General features: G+C 37.9%; 23 protein-coding genes. 7 read left to right on the forward strand and 16 right to left on the reverse strand.

Annotated features, from left to right (window positions below; genetic code table 11):
• The first annotated feature begins 776 nt into the window (after positions 1-776).
• Positions 777-1,190, forward strand: a complete 414-nt coding sequence (locus ACC612_RS09065; RefSeq protein ID WP_371854204.1) for a DUF3795 domain-containing protein — start codon at positions 777-779, stop codon at positions 1,188-1,190.
• An 82-nt stretch (positions 1,191-1,272) separates the two neighbouring features.
• Positions 1,273-1,782 carry a GNAT family N-acetyltransferase gene (locus ACC612_RS09070; RefSeq protein ID WP_371854205.1) on the forward strand — a complete coding sequence of 170 codons (510 nt, stop codon included), beginning with the start codon at positions 1,273-1,275 and terminating at the stop codon, positions 1,780-1,782.
• A gap of 82 nt (positions 1,783-1,864) precedes the next feature.
• Here the strand turns inward: ACC612_RS09070 and ACC612_RS09075 are convergent, their stop codons facing one another.
• Positions 1,865-2,095 (reverse strand): ferredoxin, encoded by a 231-nt coding sequence (locus tag ACC612_RS09075; RefSeq protein ID WP_371854230.1) that lies wholly within the window; start codon positions 2,093-2,095, stop codon positions 1,865-1,867.
• 250 nt (positions 2,096-2,345) lie between these two features.
• Between ACC612_RS09075 and ACC612_RS09080 the strand changes: the two genes are divergently transcribed.
• On the forward strand, positions 2,346-3,296 hold the full coding sequence (locus ACC612_RS09080) for an LVIVD repeat-containing protein (RefSeq protein WP_371854206.1): 951 nt from the start codon (positions 2,346-2,348) through the stop codon (positions 3,294-3,296).
• A gap of 82 nt (positions 3,297-3,378) precedes the next feature.
• Here ACC612_RS09080 and ACC612_RS09085 read toward each other — a convergent pair whose 3' ends face one another.
• The 3 genes from ACC612_RS09085 to ACC612_RS09095 form a co-directional block, all read right to left on the reverse strand.
• The gene (locus ACC612_RS09085) at positions 3,379-3,789 is read right to left on the reverse strand and encodes an iron chaperone (RefSeq protein ID WP_371854207.1); all 411 of its coding nucleotides are present in this window, start codon (positions 3,787-3,789) and stop codon (positions 3,379-3,381) included.
• A 26-nt stretch (positions 3,790-3,815) separates the two neighbouring features.
• Entirely contained in the window at positions 3,816-4,301 is a 486-nt protein-coding gene (locus tag ACC612_RS09090) for an SRPBCC domain-containing protein (protein WP_371854208.1), read from the reverse strand.
• A gap of 129 nt (positions 4,302-4,430) precedes the next feature.
• Positions 4,431-4,607, reverse strand: coding sequence for a DUF362 domain-containing protein (locus ACC612_RS09095; protein ID WP_371854209.1), 177 nt, complete (start codon positions 4,605-4,607; stop codon positions 4,431-4,433).
• 220 nt (positions 4,608-4,827) lie between these two features.
• Between ACC612_RS09095 and ACC612_RS09100 the strand changes: the two genes are divergently transcribed.
• The 3 genes from ACC612_RS09100 to ACC612_RS09110 all read left to right on the forward strand — a co-directional run bounded on the left by ACC612_RS09100 (position 4,828) and on the right by ACC612_RS09110 (position 6,967).
• Positions 4,828-5,664, forward strand: a complete 837-nt coding sequence (locus ACC612_RS09100; protein WP_371854210.1) for a class I SAM-dependent methyltransferase — start codon at positions 4,828-4,830, stop codon at positions 5,662-5,664.
• 500 nt (positions 5,665-6,164) lie between these two features.
• Positions 6,165-6,533, forward strand: a complete 369-nt coding sequence (locus tag ACC612_RS09105; protein WP_371854211.1) for an IS5 family transposase — start codon at positions 6,165-6,167, stop codon at positions 6,531-6,533.
• A 2-nt stretch (positions 6,534-6,535) separates the two neighbouring features.
• Positions 6,536-6,967: a transposase gene (locus ACC612_RS09110; RefSeq protein ID WP_371854231.1), complete on the forward strand. Its 432-nt coding sequence runs from the start codon at positions 6,536-6,538 to the stop codon at positions 6,965-6,967.
• 89 nt (positions 6,968-7,056) lie between these two features.
• Here the strand turns inward: ACC612_RS09110 and ACC612_RS09115 are convergent, their stop codons facing one another.
• Positions 7,057-7,410 (reverse strand): winged helix-turn-helix domain-containing protein, encoded by a 354-nt coding sequence (locus ACC612_RS09115; protein WP_371854212.1) that lies wholly within the window; start codon positions 7,408-7,410, stop codon positions 7,057-7,059.
• A gap of 81 nt (positions 7,411-7,491) precedes the next feature.
• Positions 7,492-8,277, reverse strand: a complete 786-nt coding sequence (locus ACC612_RS09120) for a hypothetical protein (protein WP_371854213.1) — start codon at positions 8,275-8,277, stop codon at positions 7,492-7,494.
• A gap of 346 nt (positions 8,278-8,623) precedes the next feature.
• Between ACC612_RS09120 and ACC612_RS09125 the strand changes: the two genes are divergently transcribed.
• A complete protein-coding gene (locus tag ACC612_RS09125; protein WP_371854214.1) occupies positions 8,624-9,022 on the forward strand; it encodes a DUF1699 family protein in 399 nt (132 codons plus the stop codon).
• Positions 9,023-9,474: 452 nt separating this feature from the next.
• On the opposite strand, the gene ACC612_RS09130 is transcribed toward ACC612_RS09125, so the two are convergent.
• From ACC612_RS09130 to ACC612_RS09175, 10 genes are all read right to left on the reverse strand, one after another.
• Positions 9,475-9,933 carry a hypothetical protein gene (locus tag ACC612_RS09130; protein ID WP_371854215.1) on the reverse strand — a complete coding sequence of 153 codons (459 nt, stop codon included), beginning with the start codon at positions 9,931-9,933 and terminating at the stop codon, positions 9,475-9,477.
• Between the two features lie 128 nt (positions 9,934-10,061).
• Positions 10,062-11,450, reverse strand: a complete 1,389-nt coding sequence (anfK, locus tag ACC612_RS09135; protein WP_371854216.1) for a Fe-only nitrogenase subunit beta — start codon at positions 11,448-11,450, stop codon at positions 10,062-10,064.
• A gap of 14 nt (positions 11,451-11,464) precedes the next feature.
• Entirely contained in the window at positions 11,465-11,815 is a 351-nt protein-coding gene (gene anfG, locus ACC612_RS09140; protein ID WP_371854217.1) for a Fe-only nitrogenase subunit delta, read from the reverse strand.
• Between the two features lie 15 nt (positions 11,816-11,830).
• Complete coding sequence (anfD, locus tag ACC612_RS09145; RefSeq protein WP_371854218.1) at positions 11,831-13,396, reverse strand: nitrogenase iron-iron protein, alpha chain; 1,566 nt, start codon at positions 13,394-13,396, stop codon at positions 11,831-11,833.
• 23 nt (positions 13,397-13,419) lie between these two features.
• Positions 13,420-13,791 (reverse strand): P-II family nitrogen regulator, encoded by a 372-nt coding sequence (locus ACC612_RS09150; protein ID WP_371854219.1) that lies wholly within the window; start codon positions 13,789-13,791, stop codon positions 13,420-13,422.
• A 9-nt stretch (positions 13,792-13,800) separates the two neighbouring features.
• A complete protein-coding gene (locus ACC612_RS09155; RefSeq protein ID WP_371854220.1) occupies positions 13,801-14,118 on the reverse strand; it encodes a P-II family nitrogen regulator in 318 nt (105 codons plus the stop codon).
• Between the two features lie 24 nt (positions 14,119-14,142).
• Positions 14,143-14,970, reverse strand: coding sequence for a nitrogenase iron protein (nifH, locus tag ACC612_RS09160; protein WP_371854221.1), 828 nt, complete (start codon positions 14,968-14,970; stop codon positions 14,143-14,145).
• A gap of 478 nt (positions 14,971-15,448) precedes the next feature.
• Positions 15,449-15,949, reverse strand: a complete 501-nt coding sequence (locus tag ACC612_RS09165) for a pyridoxamine 5'-phosphate oxidase family protein (protein WP_371854222.1) — start codon at positions 15,947-15,949, stop codon at positions 15,449-15,451.
• A gap of 132 nt (positions 15,950-16,081) precedes the next feature.
• Positions 16,082-16,252, reverse strand: coding sequence for a hypothetical protein (locus ACC612_RS09170; RefSeq protein WP_371854223.1), 171 nt, complete (start codon positions 16,250-16,252; stop codon positions 16,082-16,084).
• Positions 16,253-16,928: 676 nt separating this feature from the next.
• Positions 16,929-17,234 carry a gamma carbonic anhydrase family protein gene (locus ACC612_RS09175; RefSeq protein WP_371854224.1) on the reverse strand — a complete coding sequence of 102 codons (306 nt, stop codon included), beginning with the start codon at positions 17,232-17,234 and terminating at the stop codon, positions 16,929-16,931.
• Positions 17,235-17,397: the final 163 nt, after the last annotated feature.

A 17,397-nucleotide genomic window follows, 5' to 3' on the forward strand; every position in this document is an offset into this window, starting at 1 on the left:
TTGTTTTTCATCATCTTCTTTTAAATAGAATCATATGTTTTGAGAGGTACAATTACTTGTAAGAGTTATATAAAACAAAAATGTACATAGTTGCGTATTTTCTAGTGTTCAAAGAGATTATATCAATGACCACATGTTTAGTAGCGATTGTGAGAAACATGATTCAGAAAAAACGTAATCAGTTTATCTTTTACTTTATTATCAACCGCCATTACTGCTGCGGTATTTAAGGTAAAAGACACAAGTTCTTTTTGAGAGGTATCAATTATGGAATCGTTAACAAGATATCCATAATGTCGTGTTGAACTCCAGACCACTGAAAGAACGTCCATATCTGTAAAATGTGTGAGTAATGGAAAAATTTGTATGGCAAAGACTGAATCAATAACGCTATGTTAGTGAGGAAGAAAAATGATTGCAAGTAATAAGCATGTCTGCTGCAATTGCAGTAGTGCACTTAAAAAACAAACGCTTGGATTAAACGTTGTATATTACTGTCCGGAATGCGGTATTATGACAAGTTCAAATTCTGCATGAGGCAGAGTATTTCAAACATTAGTAATCTTGCTGAGATTGTATTCTATTGTTTTTAGACAAAATTGAGCGTAAATGAACGCTCCATTTCGTTTTTACTTCATTATTCCAATTAATTCGGCTGGAAATCCTGACTTTCACCTTGGCTACAAAGCCATAGATTTCTGGAGATTCAATTTCCCATAACTATAAAAGAGCTGAAAAAGATAATGCAAAAAAGATTTTAAGAGATTCTGAGGATCATGCATTCAATAAACATCGATAAGATCATGATAGCCCCGTGTGGTATGAACTGCGGAATTTGCAGAGCTAATCTGCGCGAAAAAAACAAATGTCAGGGATGCAATGGACCCGATGATAAAAAGCCCAACTATTGTATACTCTGCAATATTAAGAATTGCCAGGAACTAAAAGAAGCAACCGATAAATACTGTTATGCCTGTAAAAGTTTCCCCTGTGCAAGACTTAAGCAGCTTGATAAAAGATACAGAACAAAGTATTCGATGAGCATGGTCGATAACCTGAAAAAGATAAAAGAAATAGGGATTGATAGTTTTATGCTTCTCGAAAATGAAAAATGGGTTTGTGAAAAATGCGGGGACATAATCTGTGTACATACCTGGAAATGCAGTAAATGCGGAAATCAGGTGAAATAGCAATTATACAGGCATATAGCTGCTTATTCAATAATTTCACTTTAGAAATAATCCGCATGATGGAGTTTTATGGTGGTGTGTGATGTTAGAACTTAATACCGATAGATTGAGAATACTCTGTTTGGACCTAACGAACTTCAAATTATATATTAACGAACATGGAAACATGCAGAGAAACATTGGCATTCAAGTTACAGTTGAAGCACTCCCGGATGAACTGAAAAGTGTGTTTCAATCTGCTTATGAACAAGCTACGGCAGACAATAAAAATTATGTATGGTATACGGTCTGGCAGATCATATCAAAAACTAACAATTGTGCTGTTGGAGGCATATGCTTCAAAGGCCGTCCTAATATCGATGGCGAAGTAGAGATCGGGTATGGAACCGAGCCTGATTATCAGAATAAAGGTTACATGACTGAAGCTGTAAAAGCTATTATCCAGTGGGCTATGAAACAGGATGAAGTTCTATATATAATAGCCGAGACAGAAAAGTCCAACATTGCTTCCCATAAGGTTCTGGAAAAAAATGGAATGAAAGTATATAAAGAAACAGATACCTCTTTGTGGTGGAGATACAACAGTGCTTAACTTATGTGTCTAAATCACTTTATATAATGAATTCTGAATGAAAATCTAAAAACGAAGTTTTTAAGAAACTGTCAAACCCTGATTATCCATCATTCCCTATAGCATCAACCGGGCATGCGCCCATTGCATCTTCACAAAAATCCTTTTCCTCATCGGTTTCCGGCTGCTTGAAAACATAAGCCTGTGGTCTATGCTCAGCCATTCTGAAATGATCCGGAGCTGTGTCCACACATAATTCACATGCTATACATTCTTCATCGACATAATATGGACCTGGAACATTCTCAGGCACTTTCATATCCTTATTTGCTATACTTCTCTCCCCCTTCAATAATAATGTTTGAATTCCATACTATTTAAGGAAGGGTATAATGGAAACATGATCAACTAAATTTATATTATTATGTTAAAAGATTGTGAATCTGCTAAATATTAATTTGAAAAGACTTCAATCTCTCAAAGAGAAGCGCTCATCATTATGAGTATTAACATCTTCTATATATTAGCAATGTTAATATATTCCAAAGGAGACAATACTCCATATAAGAAAAACGGTGTCAAAAATGCAAATCAAATCAATGTATATTGGAATATTAATGTTCTTTATGGTAACATCGGGGATTAGTCTGGCTAGTGTCCTCAATATGGAAAAAGTCACTCCTTTTGAGGAGAATGTCTCCAGTTTAACAATGACAGAGAACTATACATATATAACACAGGGACATGATCTTGTTGTGCTGGGTGGTAGCAATGTTTCCGATGCATCAGAAATAGCAAGGCTGGCTACTCCATGGGAAGCTCATGATGTTATAATATCTGGCGATCATGCATACGTGGTCAATGCAACTAATAGCCTTTCAGTTGTGAACATCACTGATCCATCTTCACCAATAATTGAAGGAAACTATGAGCCATCTGGTCTCATAGTTGATATTGACGCAGCAGGCAAGTATGCATATGCAGTCGATCACTACAATGGCCTTATAATCGAGGATATAAGCAATCCAAACTCGCCAATTTATGTCAGCACTTTGAACTTAAACGATCTGGCATATGGTATTGAACTATCTGGGAAATATGCCTATGTGACAGTCTGGAACGGACTTATGATAATAGACATCAGAGATCCAAACTCACCAATAGTTGTAGGAAATTATGCTGTCCCTGAATACAACAATGATGTTTATGTATCAGGCAATTATGCCTACATGATCTGCGATGAGTCTAACAGCCTCGAAATTGTAGATATCAGTAACCCATCTTCACCGATGTTTGCAGGAGTTTATGTCTATGAAACCGGTGGTCAGGCATACGATGTTGCAGTATCAGGTAACTATGTATGTTTAGTTGTTTCCAATGGCATCATAATTCTGGATATCACTGATCCTGAAGCACCAATACTTACAGGCAGTTATGAAATTAATAGTAGTGTGTCCGATATTGCTGTAGCAGGAAACTATGTATATGTAGCAGAAGACGATGGTAGCCTTCTCACCCTTAATTTGAACAGCTGAACAGAAACAAGTATTCAACTATAAATTCAACTGTCGGGAAAGAACTCAATGTGCTTTGAACACATGCTTTCCCGATTTTTTATTAAATACTTTCTTGGGTTCCTTTCGCTTTTTCATTTTCCTCTATCCGTGCCTTTACTAGTTTTTTTACAAGCGCTGCTGGAAGTGGTTTATTGGCCGGAAAGCGGATAGTACCCTTGGCAGTGTCGTATGACTTCAGTTCATCCTTATACATGTTCATTACAGCCGGGCTCATGACATAGAAACTGCAATGAGCCGGGAATGCCGCGAAGGCTACTAGTGGACCTTTGTACTTGAAAGTTGGTATTTGATAACTAATGCCCTCAGTTGCATTTGGTGCTGCTGCCAGAATCATTTTACGAAGCTTTATAAGCGTGGCACGTGCTTCTTCCGGAGCGTTAGAAAGGTAAGCATCCACAGAATCCGGCTTTGTACTCTTATCTATAATATCTTTTGAAATGGATTTGTGCATGTATTTATCACTTCTATCAATTTCACTTATTCCAGAATCTCAGCAAGCTTGTCAAAAGATTCATTCCAGCCCTGTTTGGTCAATTCCTGCGTAATACCTTCAGGAATACCTATATGTTGGAGTACCATTTTTGTATTACCATTGTGATCTTCAAAAGTTATAGTCAGCTCTAATTCTAATGGAAAATCTTCTTCCATATCATAATATGTTGCAGGGACCACATTACCATTCTCATCGGCAAAAGAATCAGTACACACTATTTTCTCCAGCGGAATTATCTCAAGATACACACCAGTACTCCAGAAGTCCTCACCTTCAGGTGATTGCATGCAGAAATGATAGGAACCGCCTACACGAAAATCTATCTTGCATATTGGAGAAGTGAAATATTTTGGTCCCCACCAGCGCATCACACGTTCAGGTTCAGTCCATGCTTTCCATACAAGTTCCCGCGGTGCACTGAAGATACGCGTTATGAGAAGTTCACTCTCATATTTTTTCTCTTTTGCCATTTAATTGCTCCTTCAGTTTTACAGCTAGGTTCATAATCTCCTTTTTTCAATGAACGCACCCTACTGCTACCTAGGATAGCATTTTATCTGCAAACCTCCTAAAATAAAAAAAACAAAATTCAAGCAATCTCAGTCAAGTGATATCGCTTCAACAGGACATTCGTCTATACATTGACCACAATCTACGCATAATTCCGGATCAACAACTGCAATATTATCATCACCCAGTGAAATCGCTTCCACTGGACAGATATCAACACATTGTCCGCATCCTGTACACAGATTCCTATCAATAATAGCTGCCATTAATATTACACTCCCATTATCTCTTTTAGAAAAGAGAATATAATCATATTTTGGGAACTTTTAGATAAATACCTATCGAATTCTTAAGTATTTGTGCCACCTAAAATATTCGATGCTCATTTTCTACCTGAAAATTCAAAAGATTACTCAAGATAGTGCTCTTCCATAAATATCAAAAGTGCTTTTAAATTATTTAATTTACATCAGCGGGGATTCATAGATGATATACGTAGATATTGACTGGAATGATATTTGGAAAGAGCTCATGACCACTCAGCAAAGGCTCGACAAAACAGGTGATAAGAACAGCCACTGGAATAAAAAGGAAAATGCAGAACGTTTTTGGAAAAGAACTCAGGAAAATTCTGAAAAAACCGATTCAACTCTCAATGAACTGCCCCTCACCCCGGAATCAAGAGTATTGGATATAGGATCAGGTCCCGGAAGGCTTGCTATTCCTATTGCAAAAAAAGTGTCCCATGTAACTGCTGTGGAGCCCGCAGCCGGAATGATGGAAATTTTGAAGGAAAATGCGAAACAACAGGGAATAGACAATATCAGTTGCGTGAGCAAGCGCTGGGAGGATGTGGATGTTGAAAATGATCTTGATGCACCGTATGATGTGGTCATCGCCTCATTCTCACTGGGAATGCCAGATATAAAAGAATCGATCCAGAAAATGCAGCAGGCTTCTTCGAAATATGTATATATCTACTGGTTCGCAGGGCCAACTCCCTGGGAAAAGCACTCAATTACGCTATGGCCTGTTCTCTATGGAACTAATTATGTTCCTGGTCCCAAATGTGATGTGCTGTACAATGTACTGTACAATATGGGAATATATCCTGAAATGCATGTCTTTTCCATGGACTACACCAATTATTTCTCTTCCATGGATGAAGCCATGGATTTTTACAGAGATCGCTATGTGATAGAAACACAAGAACAAGAAAATATTCTTCGTAATTATTTCAAGGATATTCTTGTGCAGGAAAATGACCAGCTGGTCGAGAGGGGAAATTCAACACGAGTTAGGATAAGCTGGGAAAACAAATAAAATTCAAGCTATTTTTCTAAAAAATTCTGGTTTATACCCGATGTTCTCAATCTTGGGAAAATCGATAAAATGAAGTTCAATGAAATAAAAAATGATCCTGTCCTTCGAGAATTATTCTGCATGCGTGGACTCAAATCAGAAAACACCACGAACGGATATATTTCTGCATTTGTATTGTTCAAAGAGTTTACAGGTTTATCTCCTTCCAAGATTCTGGAGATTGCACAACATGAATATGATAATGGAGTACGGCCACATATGATGACCCATTTTAAGATGATTGAGAACTTCAGGTGGCATCTGGAAGAATTGACAAATACGAGGAAAAGTGCGTATGCATCAACCAGTATCAGATGCCATGTCAATAAGATACGGTCTTTTTTTTCGTCATACTACATGCCTGTACCAGCATCACCACGCAGTGTAGAAGTACGTGCAAGAACTAGAGCTGGTTTCATAAGTATAAATACCCCTTTTTACAATATTAGTATGGGATTTGAATGGGTTTTAAAGAACTCTCTGATGAACAATGGAAGTTTATTAAAACATTCCTGCCTCCACAACCGATAACAGGAAGAAAGAGAGTTGATGACCGTAAGGTCATCAATGGTATTCTCTATGTCCTGATAACAGGTTGTAGATGGAGGGATCTACCGCCTTCTTATGGTTCTGGAATAACAGCTTGGCGAAGATTGAAAAGGTGGTCAGAAGCAGGAATATGGAATAAGATAATGGAATCTCTTCGAGATTCCGCTTATCATAAAGGTAAGTTTTCAATAGATACTGTGTGTATTGATAGCAGTTTCATTGAAACAAAAAAAGGGGAGAAGACTCCTATTACAACGGTCATAAAAAAAGAAAAGGTGTAAAGATCCATGCTTGTGTAAGTTGTGATGGATTCCCTCTTACGATCATCATTTCCCCTGGAAATGAATATGATAGCAAGGCTTTCATTCAAGTAATGGAACTTATTAAGATCAATGCAACAACTAAACCAAAAACTAGACCTCTTGAGGTATTAGCAGACTCAGCTTATGATAATACTGATATAAGGCAGTATTTAAGATCCAGAGCTATCAAAAGCAGTATACCAATCAATACTAGGAATAGTAAAAGAAGAAAAAAAGGAAGGCCCACTAGATTTGATCCAGATTCTTATTCGAAAAGAGGAACTATAGAACGATTTTTTGCATGGTTGAAGATGGGGTTTAGAAAATTAGCAAGTAGATATGAAAGGCTTAATGTGGTTTTCAAAGGACTATTAGATATCGCATGTTTCATTCTATGCTGGAAAAAGGTGTGAGGGAAGTTTTGAAACAGGCTCATTCTAAAAACAAGCATTATGAAATAAACCAAACTAAGAACTTTATTCTACCCTTTTATCTTTTTGAATTATGTATGTTTACTACCATTACCGCTTTTAACATTTTCCAGATAAGCTTCACCCCTGGGTGAAATGCGATAAGTATCATTCCCATTTGAGTCTATTTTTTCGATATATAGCGCATTCTCCAGCATGTCAAGATGGAATTTAGATTGCATTCTATCGAGTTTGAAGCTGTTTTGAATATCTTCAATAGCCTTATCAGACTCAGCGAGAAAAGATAAAATCTTCCTTCTAACAGGATTCTGAAGAGTTTTCAGACCTATATCATGGTCTTCAGTAGGATTACGTACTATACCTTTTTCTTTTTTTATGTTTTCAATCCATTCTTTCCTGCTATTTTTAAGAGAATCTTCTGACATAGGCATCAATTATAGTTATTTAAAATAGATAATACATGTTTTGGTCTTATCTTGAGTAGACCTTTTATTAGCTAGAAATCTTTACATAACAGAAGAATAACTGGCAATGGAAAGTTGTTGTCTTTCTGAAATATGAACATTGTTTTCCGGGAAATCTGCACCCTGAAGGACAGTAATAAACTTCCTGGTGTATTCCGGATTTTTGAATACTAGTCTTATCTTGCGGTTTTTGAAGAAATAGAGCCTGATATCATCGGTCAGATAAGATTCTCCCGGATTTATCCGGATACGTTGGGCTTTAAGTGGTTCTATAGAATGAATAACCACATCCACCATCTTGAGCAGGCTTTCAACACATTTTGTTGAATCCTGCAGGTTTCCTGATGCTTTAAGATTAATTACTGTATCATTCTTAACTTCTATTCTATCAGAAGAATATCTGCTTCCATTTAAAGGAATGAGTTTTTGACAATCTGCTTTTATGCGCTTCATGGCATTGTTATTGTTTTGCAAGTATGTGTTCAGAACATATTCTGCAACCTGGAAAGCATCATATACGGGTAATTTTTTAGCAAAATTGAATACATCCTTCAAATCCACAGGTAAAGCCGGATTTTCCTTACTCTCAAGTAGAATAATTTGGTTAATGAAACGATCTATCATTATATCGATGGAATCGGAAAGGTTAACTGTATCTGCAAATGGGAACAAGAACAACGATTGTCTCTGGCTTACAGGAATCTCACCTTTTATGCCCTGGCAGATCTGGTCAAGCTTTTCCCGTGCCTCTTTTTGAGCAGATAGCAAAAGCTTAATCGTATTGTTTTGCAAAGTGTAGATCTGATCCTTCGTTCCGTAATCTTGCATGCCTAATGTATCTTATTTCTTCTTAGTATTAATGCTTTTTTGCTATCGGGATGCTTTTATGAAAAATAGTCCATTTTCCTGATACTATTTTGAGTTTGAGATTTAGCAAAAATGTCTAAATCTTGTTTTTTTGAGTAAATAGAGAACTCATTATAGTTTACACTTTTAATTATATCAGAAGTAATATAATCAGTATACTACTTATTTAGAATATATTCAAAAAACTATATATAGAATATGTGTGTACAAAGGAAAAGGATGGCAAAATATTTTGTGTTGCAGCTATGATATTCTCAAAGGAGAATATGATATATTTCAGACATTGTGTAAAAGGAGTATAATATACATGAAAATTAGGGTTGTCAGTTCTAAGGATGAAATTAACACGTTAAGTCCAAATGAAGAGATAGTTCATCTTGCATTCAGACCATCCAACACAGACATCTTGTCGCTTATAATGAAATGCCCGGATGTAAAAGCACTTCATATTCCAGCCTCTTATAAGAGGACCATATCTAACTCTGTAATGATGTACCTTAAAATGAAAGGTATTGAATTGTTGGAGGGAGATGTATGGGGACACCGCAAGGATATTAACGAATACTCTGAGGTTTCCCAGGGTATTTATGATCGTATAGATCAGTACCTCAAGAATGGTATGCCAGAAGATGATGTTATTGAAAAACTGGTAAGAGAAACCAGGCTTAGTCCTGATTTCGTTTCATTCCTTGTGAAAAACAGATGAATATGAAATACCTTTCTACCTGACCGGTATTTTCTCTTTTCCTTCTTTTAAAGGTTCTGGTATTGATTAATTCACTGTTTTCTTTTGTTTTATATTCGATTATGGTAACTATTTTTAACTAAACTATTATAACTTCCTACTATTGCAATTATGCTTAGGTATTGATATAAACAGATGTTAAACCGAAATTCAAACAAGAATAAATGAACATTTAATCCAAAATTAAGTGCCTATAGTAAATAGAATAAATAAATATCAAATATAAAGCATCAATACTCGAAATAGTTCCTAATAGCAATTTATAACTTAAAAAAACTCTTGATTAAGTGTCAGATTTAGAATTATACTCTTATTATGTAATGATTCATAATTAAATAGTACTATACTCCTTAAACAATAAATAGTATTGAATCTTAAAACAAATACATGTATCAAAATATAGTAAATAATGTTTAGTTAATATCTAACTCCTCCTGGTTTTTCATGTGCAATATTCTTACATCTGAAATTTTAGTTTCATCGAATAAACCGGAAACCGTATCGCACATTCTCAGCACCCTATCTGCATCAGATGGTTCTGGAAGACCATGATAATAATTTTCGATGGAACAAATACCGAATATTAAATCCAATGATCGAATTTCCTTGTTTAACTCTACTAGTACTTCAACAATATCTTCCACAGAGTCCATCAGACAAGTATAATTATGGTTTAACGGTTCAACATCATGTAAATAACATAAAGCTACCAGATATCTTTCTAGTGCAACAGAAGCTACATTAAATACCACACTAAAACGACAACCTTCTTCTAAAAACTGCTTAGCTCTACGATGATAAGCTTTTGCATCCCGGTAATCCTCTTCAAATTCCTCATATTTAGATTTCCTATCAATGAATTCTATTCGCATTTTATTCCCTCCCTCAATTTGATCCTGCCAGTATCCAATGAGATTAGGACACCAACAGAACCAAAAGAATTCTATCTACAACTTTGATGGTTTGTAACCAGGGTACAAAGTTCATCAAAAGTCAGGTCTTACCAAACATTTAGGATCCATTCTCTGCTCTTCTTATACTCCATATCCGCAAATATTGTATTAGCCATTGATTCAGCTAGCCATATGGCACCTGCATACCCTACTACAGGATGGCGGTAATATCCTGCACGATCATAGACCGGGAACCCTACGCGAAGCATAGGAACATTGTTATCTATGGAAGTGAACCTTCCCTTAGAATGGCCCAAGATCAGGTCAAGCTCAAGGCCTCTGTTCTTGATCCTGTCTTCAAGTTCCCACAGATCTGCATTTGTAACTATCTCCATGTCATAGTCGACATTCTCCTTAAGCACCTTGATCCTAGAGTCATTCTGATAATTTGGATTATCATCACCAAGAAGCAAGAGCATGGGCTTCATCTCAAGATCAAGACAGAACTCTGCAAGACTGATCACAAGGTCCGCATTTCCATATATTGCTACTTTCTTGTCAGCAAAGAACATGTGTGTGAGGTCTGCCAAAGCATCGATAGCAATTCCTCTTTCACGAACAAGAGATTCTGGTATTGGCTTGCCTGTGAGCTTCTTCACGTTCTGTAAAAAGGTATCCGTGTTACGGATACCTATAGGTGTAGGACCAATGATCGCCGGCACATCAAACTCACTCTCAAGATACTGTGCTGCCTTTCCACCTTCATACCTATTTAAAGCAATGGTTCCTACTGCATTCGCCGTTCCAGCCATGTCCTCAACTGTTGTGCACCCATGAGAGAATTCAGCCTTATCTGGCATCAATGGGGAATCGAAGCTTTCTATCTCAAAAAGGACAGTTGTATCTACCTGCATCTCTGAAAGAAGATGCTTAAGAGCCGTTACATCTCCCGGATTGACCCAGCCAGTGATAAGGTTTAACTTTCCATTTGGTTCTCCCTTCTTTGCAAACGCAGTAACAAAGTCTCTGACAGCGATATCATACCCACTTACCATACTACCAACAAAACTTGGAGTATGGATGGGAATAAGATGAACTTCCCTGCCAGCATACTTCTCTTTTAACAGGCCTTGATTAAGCTTTCTGACAACTCCGTCTATATCATCACCAATGACTTCTGTTGAACAGGTAGAGATTATAGGAACTACCTTTACATGCGGATAACGCATCAATAACACATCTACAGCTTGTTCAACGCGATTAAGTGCTCCAAATACCGCACCATCTTCATGTACAGAGGAAGAAGCAATTTCAAAGCTTTCCTTGAAATGCTGTGCAAAGAGCATGCGGACAAACATTACACATCCTTGTCCCCCGTGCACGATTCCTATACAATCCTTGATCCCTATACTTGCATATTGTGCACCGCAGGGCTGACATGTGAATATCGGATTGATAACACCGGCACGTTCCTTTACTTTTAATTCACAAGACAAAATATTTCCTCTCCTTAATAGTGTGGGTCGTTGAGTTCTTCATTGAGCGAACCCTTTATGGTTAAGTAATCTATACGATCCTTTACACCCTGCATAAGCAGTTTAATTTCATCTTTGTCCATTGTTCCCAACCATGTATACCGGCGCATGAAGCTATCGGACAAGTACACAGCATCAACCCAATAGCATCTATCGGCAGAGGTCTCTTTTTCGACTGGTTCTTCACAGAGTATCTGCATCGTCTTTGTCAGTATACATTCATTTTGTCTTTCCCTGTCCCATGTACGAGAGTGGAACTGCCAGAGACATTTTTTCATAATGAAATCCACAAGTTGCTCGACCCTGTCCTTCATAACGTCTTCCATTTAATTTTACCCCCCTCATTGAGCTTCGGCGGACTTCATTTCAAAGCTTGGGTATGCCGTCTTCTTACGCAAATCTGAAATTATGTCTAGCTTACCTGTGTACTCCCTCATAGTTGTCGATGAAAGTACTTCTTCACTCAGGCCGACATCAGAGATCATTCTGCGAGTAACAAATTCCTTATCTATTGGGATCTCATCCTTACTTATATCCAAGGCCGAAAGCTGATGAATCGGGGAGTAGATAGCATTGTAAATGTCACGTGCAAACCTGACCCACCCTTCAAATCCCTTGTAAGGACCATTGTGATATGCATGCGCATTCAAATATGGCACACGTACCTTCTTAGCAACTTCTCCAGGCCGGACGCCTGTGAATATCACATCTGGCTGTAACATTTCCAGGGCTTCAAGCCCTTCAAGCTCATTTGGATCGTCAATGGCAAGTGCACCTTCTTCACAGCGGGAAATACCCTTTTCCATATCACCCTGATGCCCGAATTTCGTATAGACTGAAACTACATCCACTCCAAGTTCATCATGGATTACATGTGCCCAATGCCATAACTTGGAGCCACCTGGCCAGAGGCATACCTTCTTTCCCTTTAGACGTTCCTTATACCAGTCAAGTTCCGGCTTCCATCTGGCAACCTCTTCAGCAATGATTGCCTCTGCACGGTCTTCGATTCCAAAGAATAGCCCTATCTTCCTTAGCGATGCTGATAGTGGTTCGAAACCAAATCCATCTATATCAAGACGTGGAATTCCATACCTAACTCTCAGTTCATTGCATATGTATTCAGCTGAACGTGCACATTCCAGCACATTCAGATGTGCCTTATGCATAGCTCTGAGGTCATCGTATGTCCCGTTTCCTGTAAAAGTGGATAGGACCTGTATACCCATCCTCTTGAAAAAGTCAAGCATGATCTCCTGGTCACCCTGAATATTATACTCTCCTACATAATTTATGACATAGTCACTGGTGATCTTAGGTTCAACGGTTCCGACCTTCTGATTGATCCATGCAATGTTGATCTTGTGGTGCCCTCCTGATTGACTTGGTCCTCCGAACCCGGGGGAATTGCATACAAATATATCTACATCAGGCAGTTCTTCCATAACTTCATTAGCTATAGCGTTGATATCGTCCCCTATCAGCGCAGAAGCACATGTTTGATAGATGGTCATCCTTTTGATGTTAGGAAATGCCTTGAATGCTTCGATTAGGTTCTGCTTGAGCAGTTTTTCGGCACCGAACACCACATGCTTTTCCTTCATATCCGTGGCGAACGTGTACTTGATCTGGAAGTTGTCGTTATCGCTGATGTAACGCTTTGTTTGCCAAGTATCATAGGTACATCCTATTGGGCCATGACTAATGTGTATAACATCCTTCATGGGTGTTCCTATGACGTGCTTTGCTCCACAGTAAGCACAACCACGTTCTGAGATTGATCCCGGGATCGTATTAAGATATCCCAGTGGAAGTGCCATTGATAGGTCTTCGCCCGGTCCCTTAATTACAGCGTGCTTTCTCCGTTCAGGAATGCATTCACTACATTTGAACAAATGATATGGCATAATTGTTTAACTCCTTTTCGCATTTATGAGATAGCGTCCTCGTTGATTTCGTTAGTACGCACCCTCATTGCACTCTCAACAGGGCAGACAAAGATTCGTCCATCTCCTATCTGCTCAGTCCGATTCGTATCGATTATAGTTCTGACAATGGCATCAACATCAGAATCCTTAACTACTACGCTTAGTAAACGTTTTGGGACATATTTCATCCCTCTTGATTTACCCTGCTTCAGGAGTTCCGGACGGATATCAACATCCACTTCACAGGCGATTCCACGCTGCTTTCCACGCCCAAGCACTGATACAACAGTGAAGCTTGGAAATCCTATTTTATCAAGTGCTTCCTTTGTTGGACCCATCTTCTTGGGGCGGATGATCGCTATGATCTCTTTCATAAGCATCCCTTATAGTCCTGTAGAATCTGTACGAATTGTAAAGGCCTTCTCGACATGAGTTACAAATATCTTACCATCTCCGAAATTTCCAGTGAAAGCTTTTTCCTTGACTAAACCAATCACCTTGTCAACATCATCATCTTCAACAACCGTCATGATCAGAGTCTTAGGCAATTCATCATAGTGGATTGTCCCTACGGTGATACCTTTCTGCTTTCCACGGCCAAATGCAGAGATCTTTGTCATTGAATAGAATCCCTCTTCAGCAAGATGATCTGCGACCTCATCCGCAGCTTCGGGACGTACTATTGCTTTTATCATCTTCATACAGTTCCTCCTTGGCTCTCTATTTTAGTCAGCGATACCGTACTTTACGACCATTGCTTCCAGTTCATCCATTGATAGTGGCTTTGGAATTACGAAATTCTTATTTTCAATGATCTTGCGTGCAAGTTCACCGTATTCCTTTGCCTGGTTTTCTTCCGGATCATATTCAACGACGGTCTTCTTGTTGAACTCAGCCTTTTGTACAATATTGTCTCTGGGAACGAAGTGTATCATCTGCGTACCAATTGCTGCAGTGAACTCTTCCAGAAATTCTCTTTCTCTGTCAACCTTTCGGCTGTTGCAAATTATACCACCAAGACGGACACCGCTTTGCTTTGCATACTTTAGCAAGCCCCTGCAAATGTTGTTAGCTGCATAGATGGCCATCATTTCTCCGGAAGCAACTATATAGACCTCCTGTGCCTTTCCATCACGAATGGGCATTGCAAAACCGCCACACACAACGTCTCCAAGGACATCAAAGAACACAAAGTCCAAATCTGGAGTATATGCTCCGTTGGCTTCCATCAGGTCGATAGCAGTGATGACTCCGCGGCCTGCACATCCTACTCCTGGTTCTGGACCACCTGACTCTACACAGCGAATGTCCTTAAACCCGGTCTTTATGACCTTATCATTGGTGACCTTTTCAGTACCCTCTTCCCTCAATACATCCATGAGTGTTTCCTGTGGCTTGCCACCGAGAATTAGGCGGGTTGAGTCGGCCTTCGGGTCACAGCCATGAATGAATACCTTTTGGTCGTGGAAGTGTGCCATTGCAGCTGCTGTGTTCTGCTGTGTCGTTGACTTACCAATTCCACCCTTGCCGTAAAATGCAATTTTTCTTGTCATTTTCTACATATCCTCCTAGATGATGGGGGAAGAGCATTTCCACTATACCCATCAGATTCTTTCTACATTCCTGAGCTTTTTGAGAAACCTTCGGTTCGATTAACATTGAATACACTTCAATCAATGCTGAACTCTGGTTTCTCTAATACTCTATGCTTTTACTCTTAAAGTTAATAGTAGTCCTTATATATTTAAATATCTACTATCAGAATCCTATGTACTAGTTACTAGTATATAAAAATATGTATTACTTAATTAAATAGTAGATAAACTACATTACATAATTAGAGAATGGGCATAATTCTATAGCATCGATGTATGGAATTTAATGGATAATCTCTTAGATAATGTATGTGGTAAAATCAATTTTTAAACAAGTAAGTGATAGTGACAAAAAAATGTGGCTTGAGAAAAATGTTAATAGGAAGTGAAAAGAATTCGAAGAATCCTATCAAATAAAATCAAAGCTTATTTTTCTTCAGGGATAAGGGATAGTAGCACCCTTAGCTTCTTTACCAACAATATCAGATATTCTTATTTGTATGATCTGGGTTCCTTTTGCCATGTCAGCATCTATAGGCATGCTACCTTTCAGAGAGGCATATTTTTCGAATATTAGATTAAGAGCCTTTGCTTTCATTTCCTGGTCATTTATCAGCAATGCTTTTCCTGTAGCTATCACACTTCTGTAAAGCAGATCAAATTCGCAAGGAACATCAGCCGAGACAATACTTTTCATTTCATCTACTTCAAAACAGACAGAATTGTTAGAAGAAATAGCTTCTATTTTTCTCCCTTTTTTAGCGCAGTGTAAAAGTATCTCGTTATTCTTTTGATCATAATAATATAGCATCGGTACGACATACGGTTCATTATTGTGACACATGGCCAGTCGTCCTACTTCAGATTTTTCTAAAAAATTCTCTGCATCTTTTACATTCATTTTCCGTTCCTTGCGTAACATTGGAAAGCCAGTCATAATTGTTCGCCTCGCTAGTATTAGTATCTCAAATTCGAAGTTTTTGTTTATTTTAAATACGCATAACCATTGGAGAAAAAACTCCACCTTTATTTGTTAAAGATGGAGTAGCAAAATAGATTGATATTTGTATTAATCTTCCAGATGTCCTTCAATCTTAGAGCCATCATAATTGCAACGAGTATTCACAAATCCACTAAGCATAGGCTTATAGTCCGCATCATCATCATCATCACTTGAAACTACAAAAGAACTATTGTATTCAAAGTTGCTTCTTGTCGTTCTGGTCTTTACCAAATTCATGTTATCCCTTTCTGATAGTACAGTGTTATATCATTCAAACACGTGTGTTTACAAAAGAGTTCTTTTGAACTCAGTATCTCGTTTCTGTTCTAAGGTTTGTTGGGAATCGAAGGGGAAGCCAAAGTTCTTGTTAGCTGCCATACATCATTCAAACGTTTCAAGGTTGCGTCAGGTATTGTTTATTTCCTTTGAACATGAATGCATATGTTCTTTTGGATGAACTTTGCAGACAACATCGCAAGAACTCATTAACTTTTTACGGCTTCTTACGTAGTATTTCTTCGCTTCTATGCTAAGGCTTACCGAAGATGAAAAGCCAAATATCTTGCTAATTGCATACATCATTCAAACGTTTCCAAGGTTGAGTCAGGTACCGTTTATTTCCTTTGAACATGAATGCATATGTTCTTTTGGATGAACTTTGCAGACAATATCGCAAGAACTCATCAGCTCTTACAACTTCTTAGTAGTGCTTTTTCGGATGTCTCTTAAGGGTACACCCGGAATAGTAATTCCCATCAATCAGATAAATAAGTGTCGCTCTAAATTAATTGTCATTTGCTTTAGTAAATCAACGTAGAAATCTTCATGTGATACGGTCCAAATCGGATTTCTACAAGTTAAAAAACAAAAAATATATTTCCTTATCACTACCGTTAGTTCACTTGAGCAGCTATTATTTTTTATTTATCTTACTATAATCATTAATAAGTTCTACATATTCTGCAGCATTTTTTGCGATGGATTCAATTTCCACTTGTTCTAATTCTCTCTTTATTCTTCCTGGAACTCCAATAATCAAGCTTTTTTCCGGAAACTTTTTTCCTTCAGAAATCAATACATTTGCACCTACTATCGAATCATTGCTAATCTCAGATCCATTTAGCACTGCAGAATTCATTCCTATAATCACATTGTTTTCAATTTTACATCCATGAAGCATAGATCCATGTCCCACACTTACATTATCTCCAATTTGCACATCATTAATATTGTCTACATGAATTACTGCATTATCGGCTCTGTAGAAAACCTACTTTAGATTTTATTTTCACCTAATAATTTAAAAAGGATAAGTCCCCTGAGTATTACTTCCTACAGAAAACACAAAGGGGATGATTGTGTTTTGTCTAATAAGTACTTAA

This window comes from Methanomethylovorans sp., assembly GCF_041447285.1.
Taxonomy (GTDB): domain Archaea; phylum Halobacteriota; class Methanosarcinia; order Methanosarcinales; family Methanosarcinaceae; genus Methanomethylovorans.

Bases quoted from the DNA above. Each gene is read 5' to 3' on its own strand.
- ACC612_RS09065 (WP_371854204.1), top strand. From the start codon at position 777: ATGCATTCAATAAACATCGATAAGATCATGATAGCCCCGTGTGGTATG.
- ACC612_RS09070 (WP_371854205.1), top strand. From the start codon at position 1,273: ATGTTAGAACTTAATACCGATAGATTGAGAATACTCTGTTTGGACCTA.
- ACC612_RS09080 (WP_371854206.1), top strand. From the start codon at position 2,346: ATGCAAATCAAATCAATGTATATTGGAATATTAATGTTCTTTATGGTA.
- ACC612_RS09085 (WP_371854207.1), bottom strand. From the start codon at position 3,789: ATGCACAAATCCATTTCAAAAGATATTATAGATAAGAGTACAAAGCCG.
- ACC612_RS09090 (WP_371854208.1), bottom strand. From the start codon at position 4,301: ATGGCAAAAGAGAAAAAATATGAGAGTGAACTTCTCATAACGCGTATC.
- ACC612_RS09095 (WP_371854209.1), bottom strand. From the start codon at position 4,607: ATGGCAGCTATTATTGATAGGAATCTGTGTACAGGATGCGGACAATGT.
- ACC612_RS09100 (WP_371854210.1), top strand. From the start codon at position 4,828: ATGATATACGTAGATATTGACTGGAATGATATTTGGAAAGAGCTCATG.
- ACC612_RS09105 (WP_371854211.1), top strand. From the start codon at position 6,165: ATGGGTTTTAAAGAACTCTCTGATGAACAATGGAAGTTTATTAAAACA.
- ACC612_RS09115 (WP_371854212.1), bottom strand. From the start codon at position 7,410: ATGTCAGAAGATTCTCTTAAAAATAGCAGGAAAGAATGGATTGAAAAC.
- ACC612_RS09120 (WP_371854213.1), bottom strand. From the start codon at position 8,277: ATGCAAGATTACGGAACGAAGGATCAGATCTACACTTTGCAAAACAAT.
- ACC612_RS09125 (WP_371854214.1), top strand. From the start codon at position 8,624: ATGAAAATTAGGGTTGTCAGTTCTAAGGATGAAATTAACACGTTAAGT.
- ACC612_RS09130 (WP_371854215.1), bottom strand. From the start codon at position 9,933: ATGCGAATAGAATTCATTGATAGGAAATCTAAATATGAGGAATTTGAA.
- anfG (WP_371854217.1), bottom strand. From the start codon at position 11,815: ATGGAAGACGTTATGAAGGACAGGGTCGAGCAACTTGTGGATTTCATT.
- anfD (WP_371854218.1), bottom strand. From the start codon at position 13,396: ATGCCATATCATTTGTTCAAATGTAGTGAATGCATTCCTGAACGGAGA.
- ACC612_RS09150 (WP_371854219.1), bottom strand. From the start codon at position 13,791: ATGAAAGAGATCATAGCGATCATCCGCCCCAAGAAGATGGGTCCAACA.
- ACC612_RS09155 (WP_371854220.1), bottom strand. From the start codon at position 14,118: ATGAAGATGATAAAAGCAATAGTACGTCCCGAAGCTGCGGATGAGGTC.
- nifH (WP_371854221.1), bottom strand. From the start codon at position 14,970: ATGACAAGAAAAATTGCATTTTACGGCAAGGGTGGAATTGGTAAGTCA.
- ACC612_RS09165 (WP_371854222.1), bottom strand. From the start codon at position 15,949: ATGACTGGCTTTCCAATGTTACGCAAGGAACGGAAAATGAATGTAAAA.
- ACC612_RS09170 (WP_371854223.1), bottom strand. From the start codon at position 16,252: ATGAATTTGGTAAAGACCAGAACGACAAGAAGCAACTTTGAATACAAT.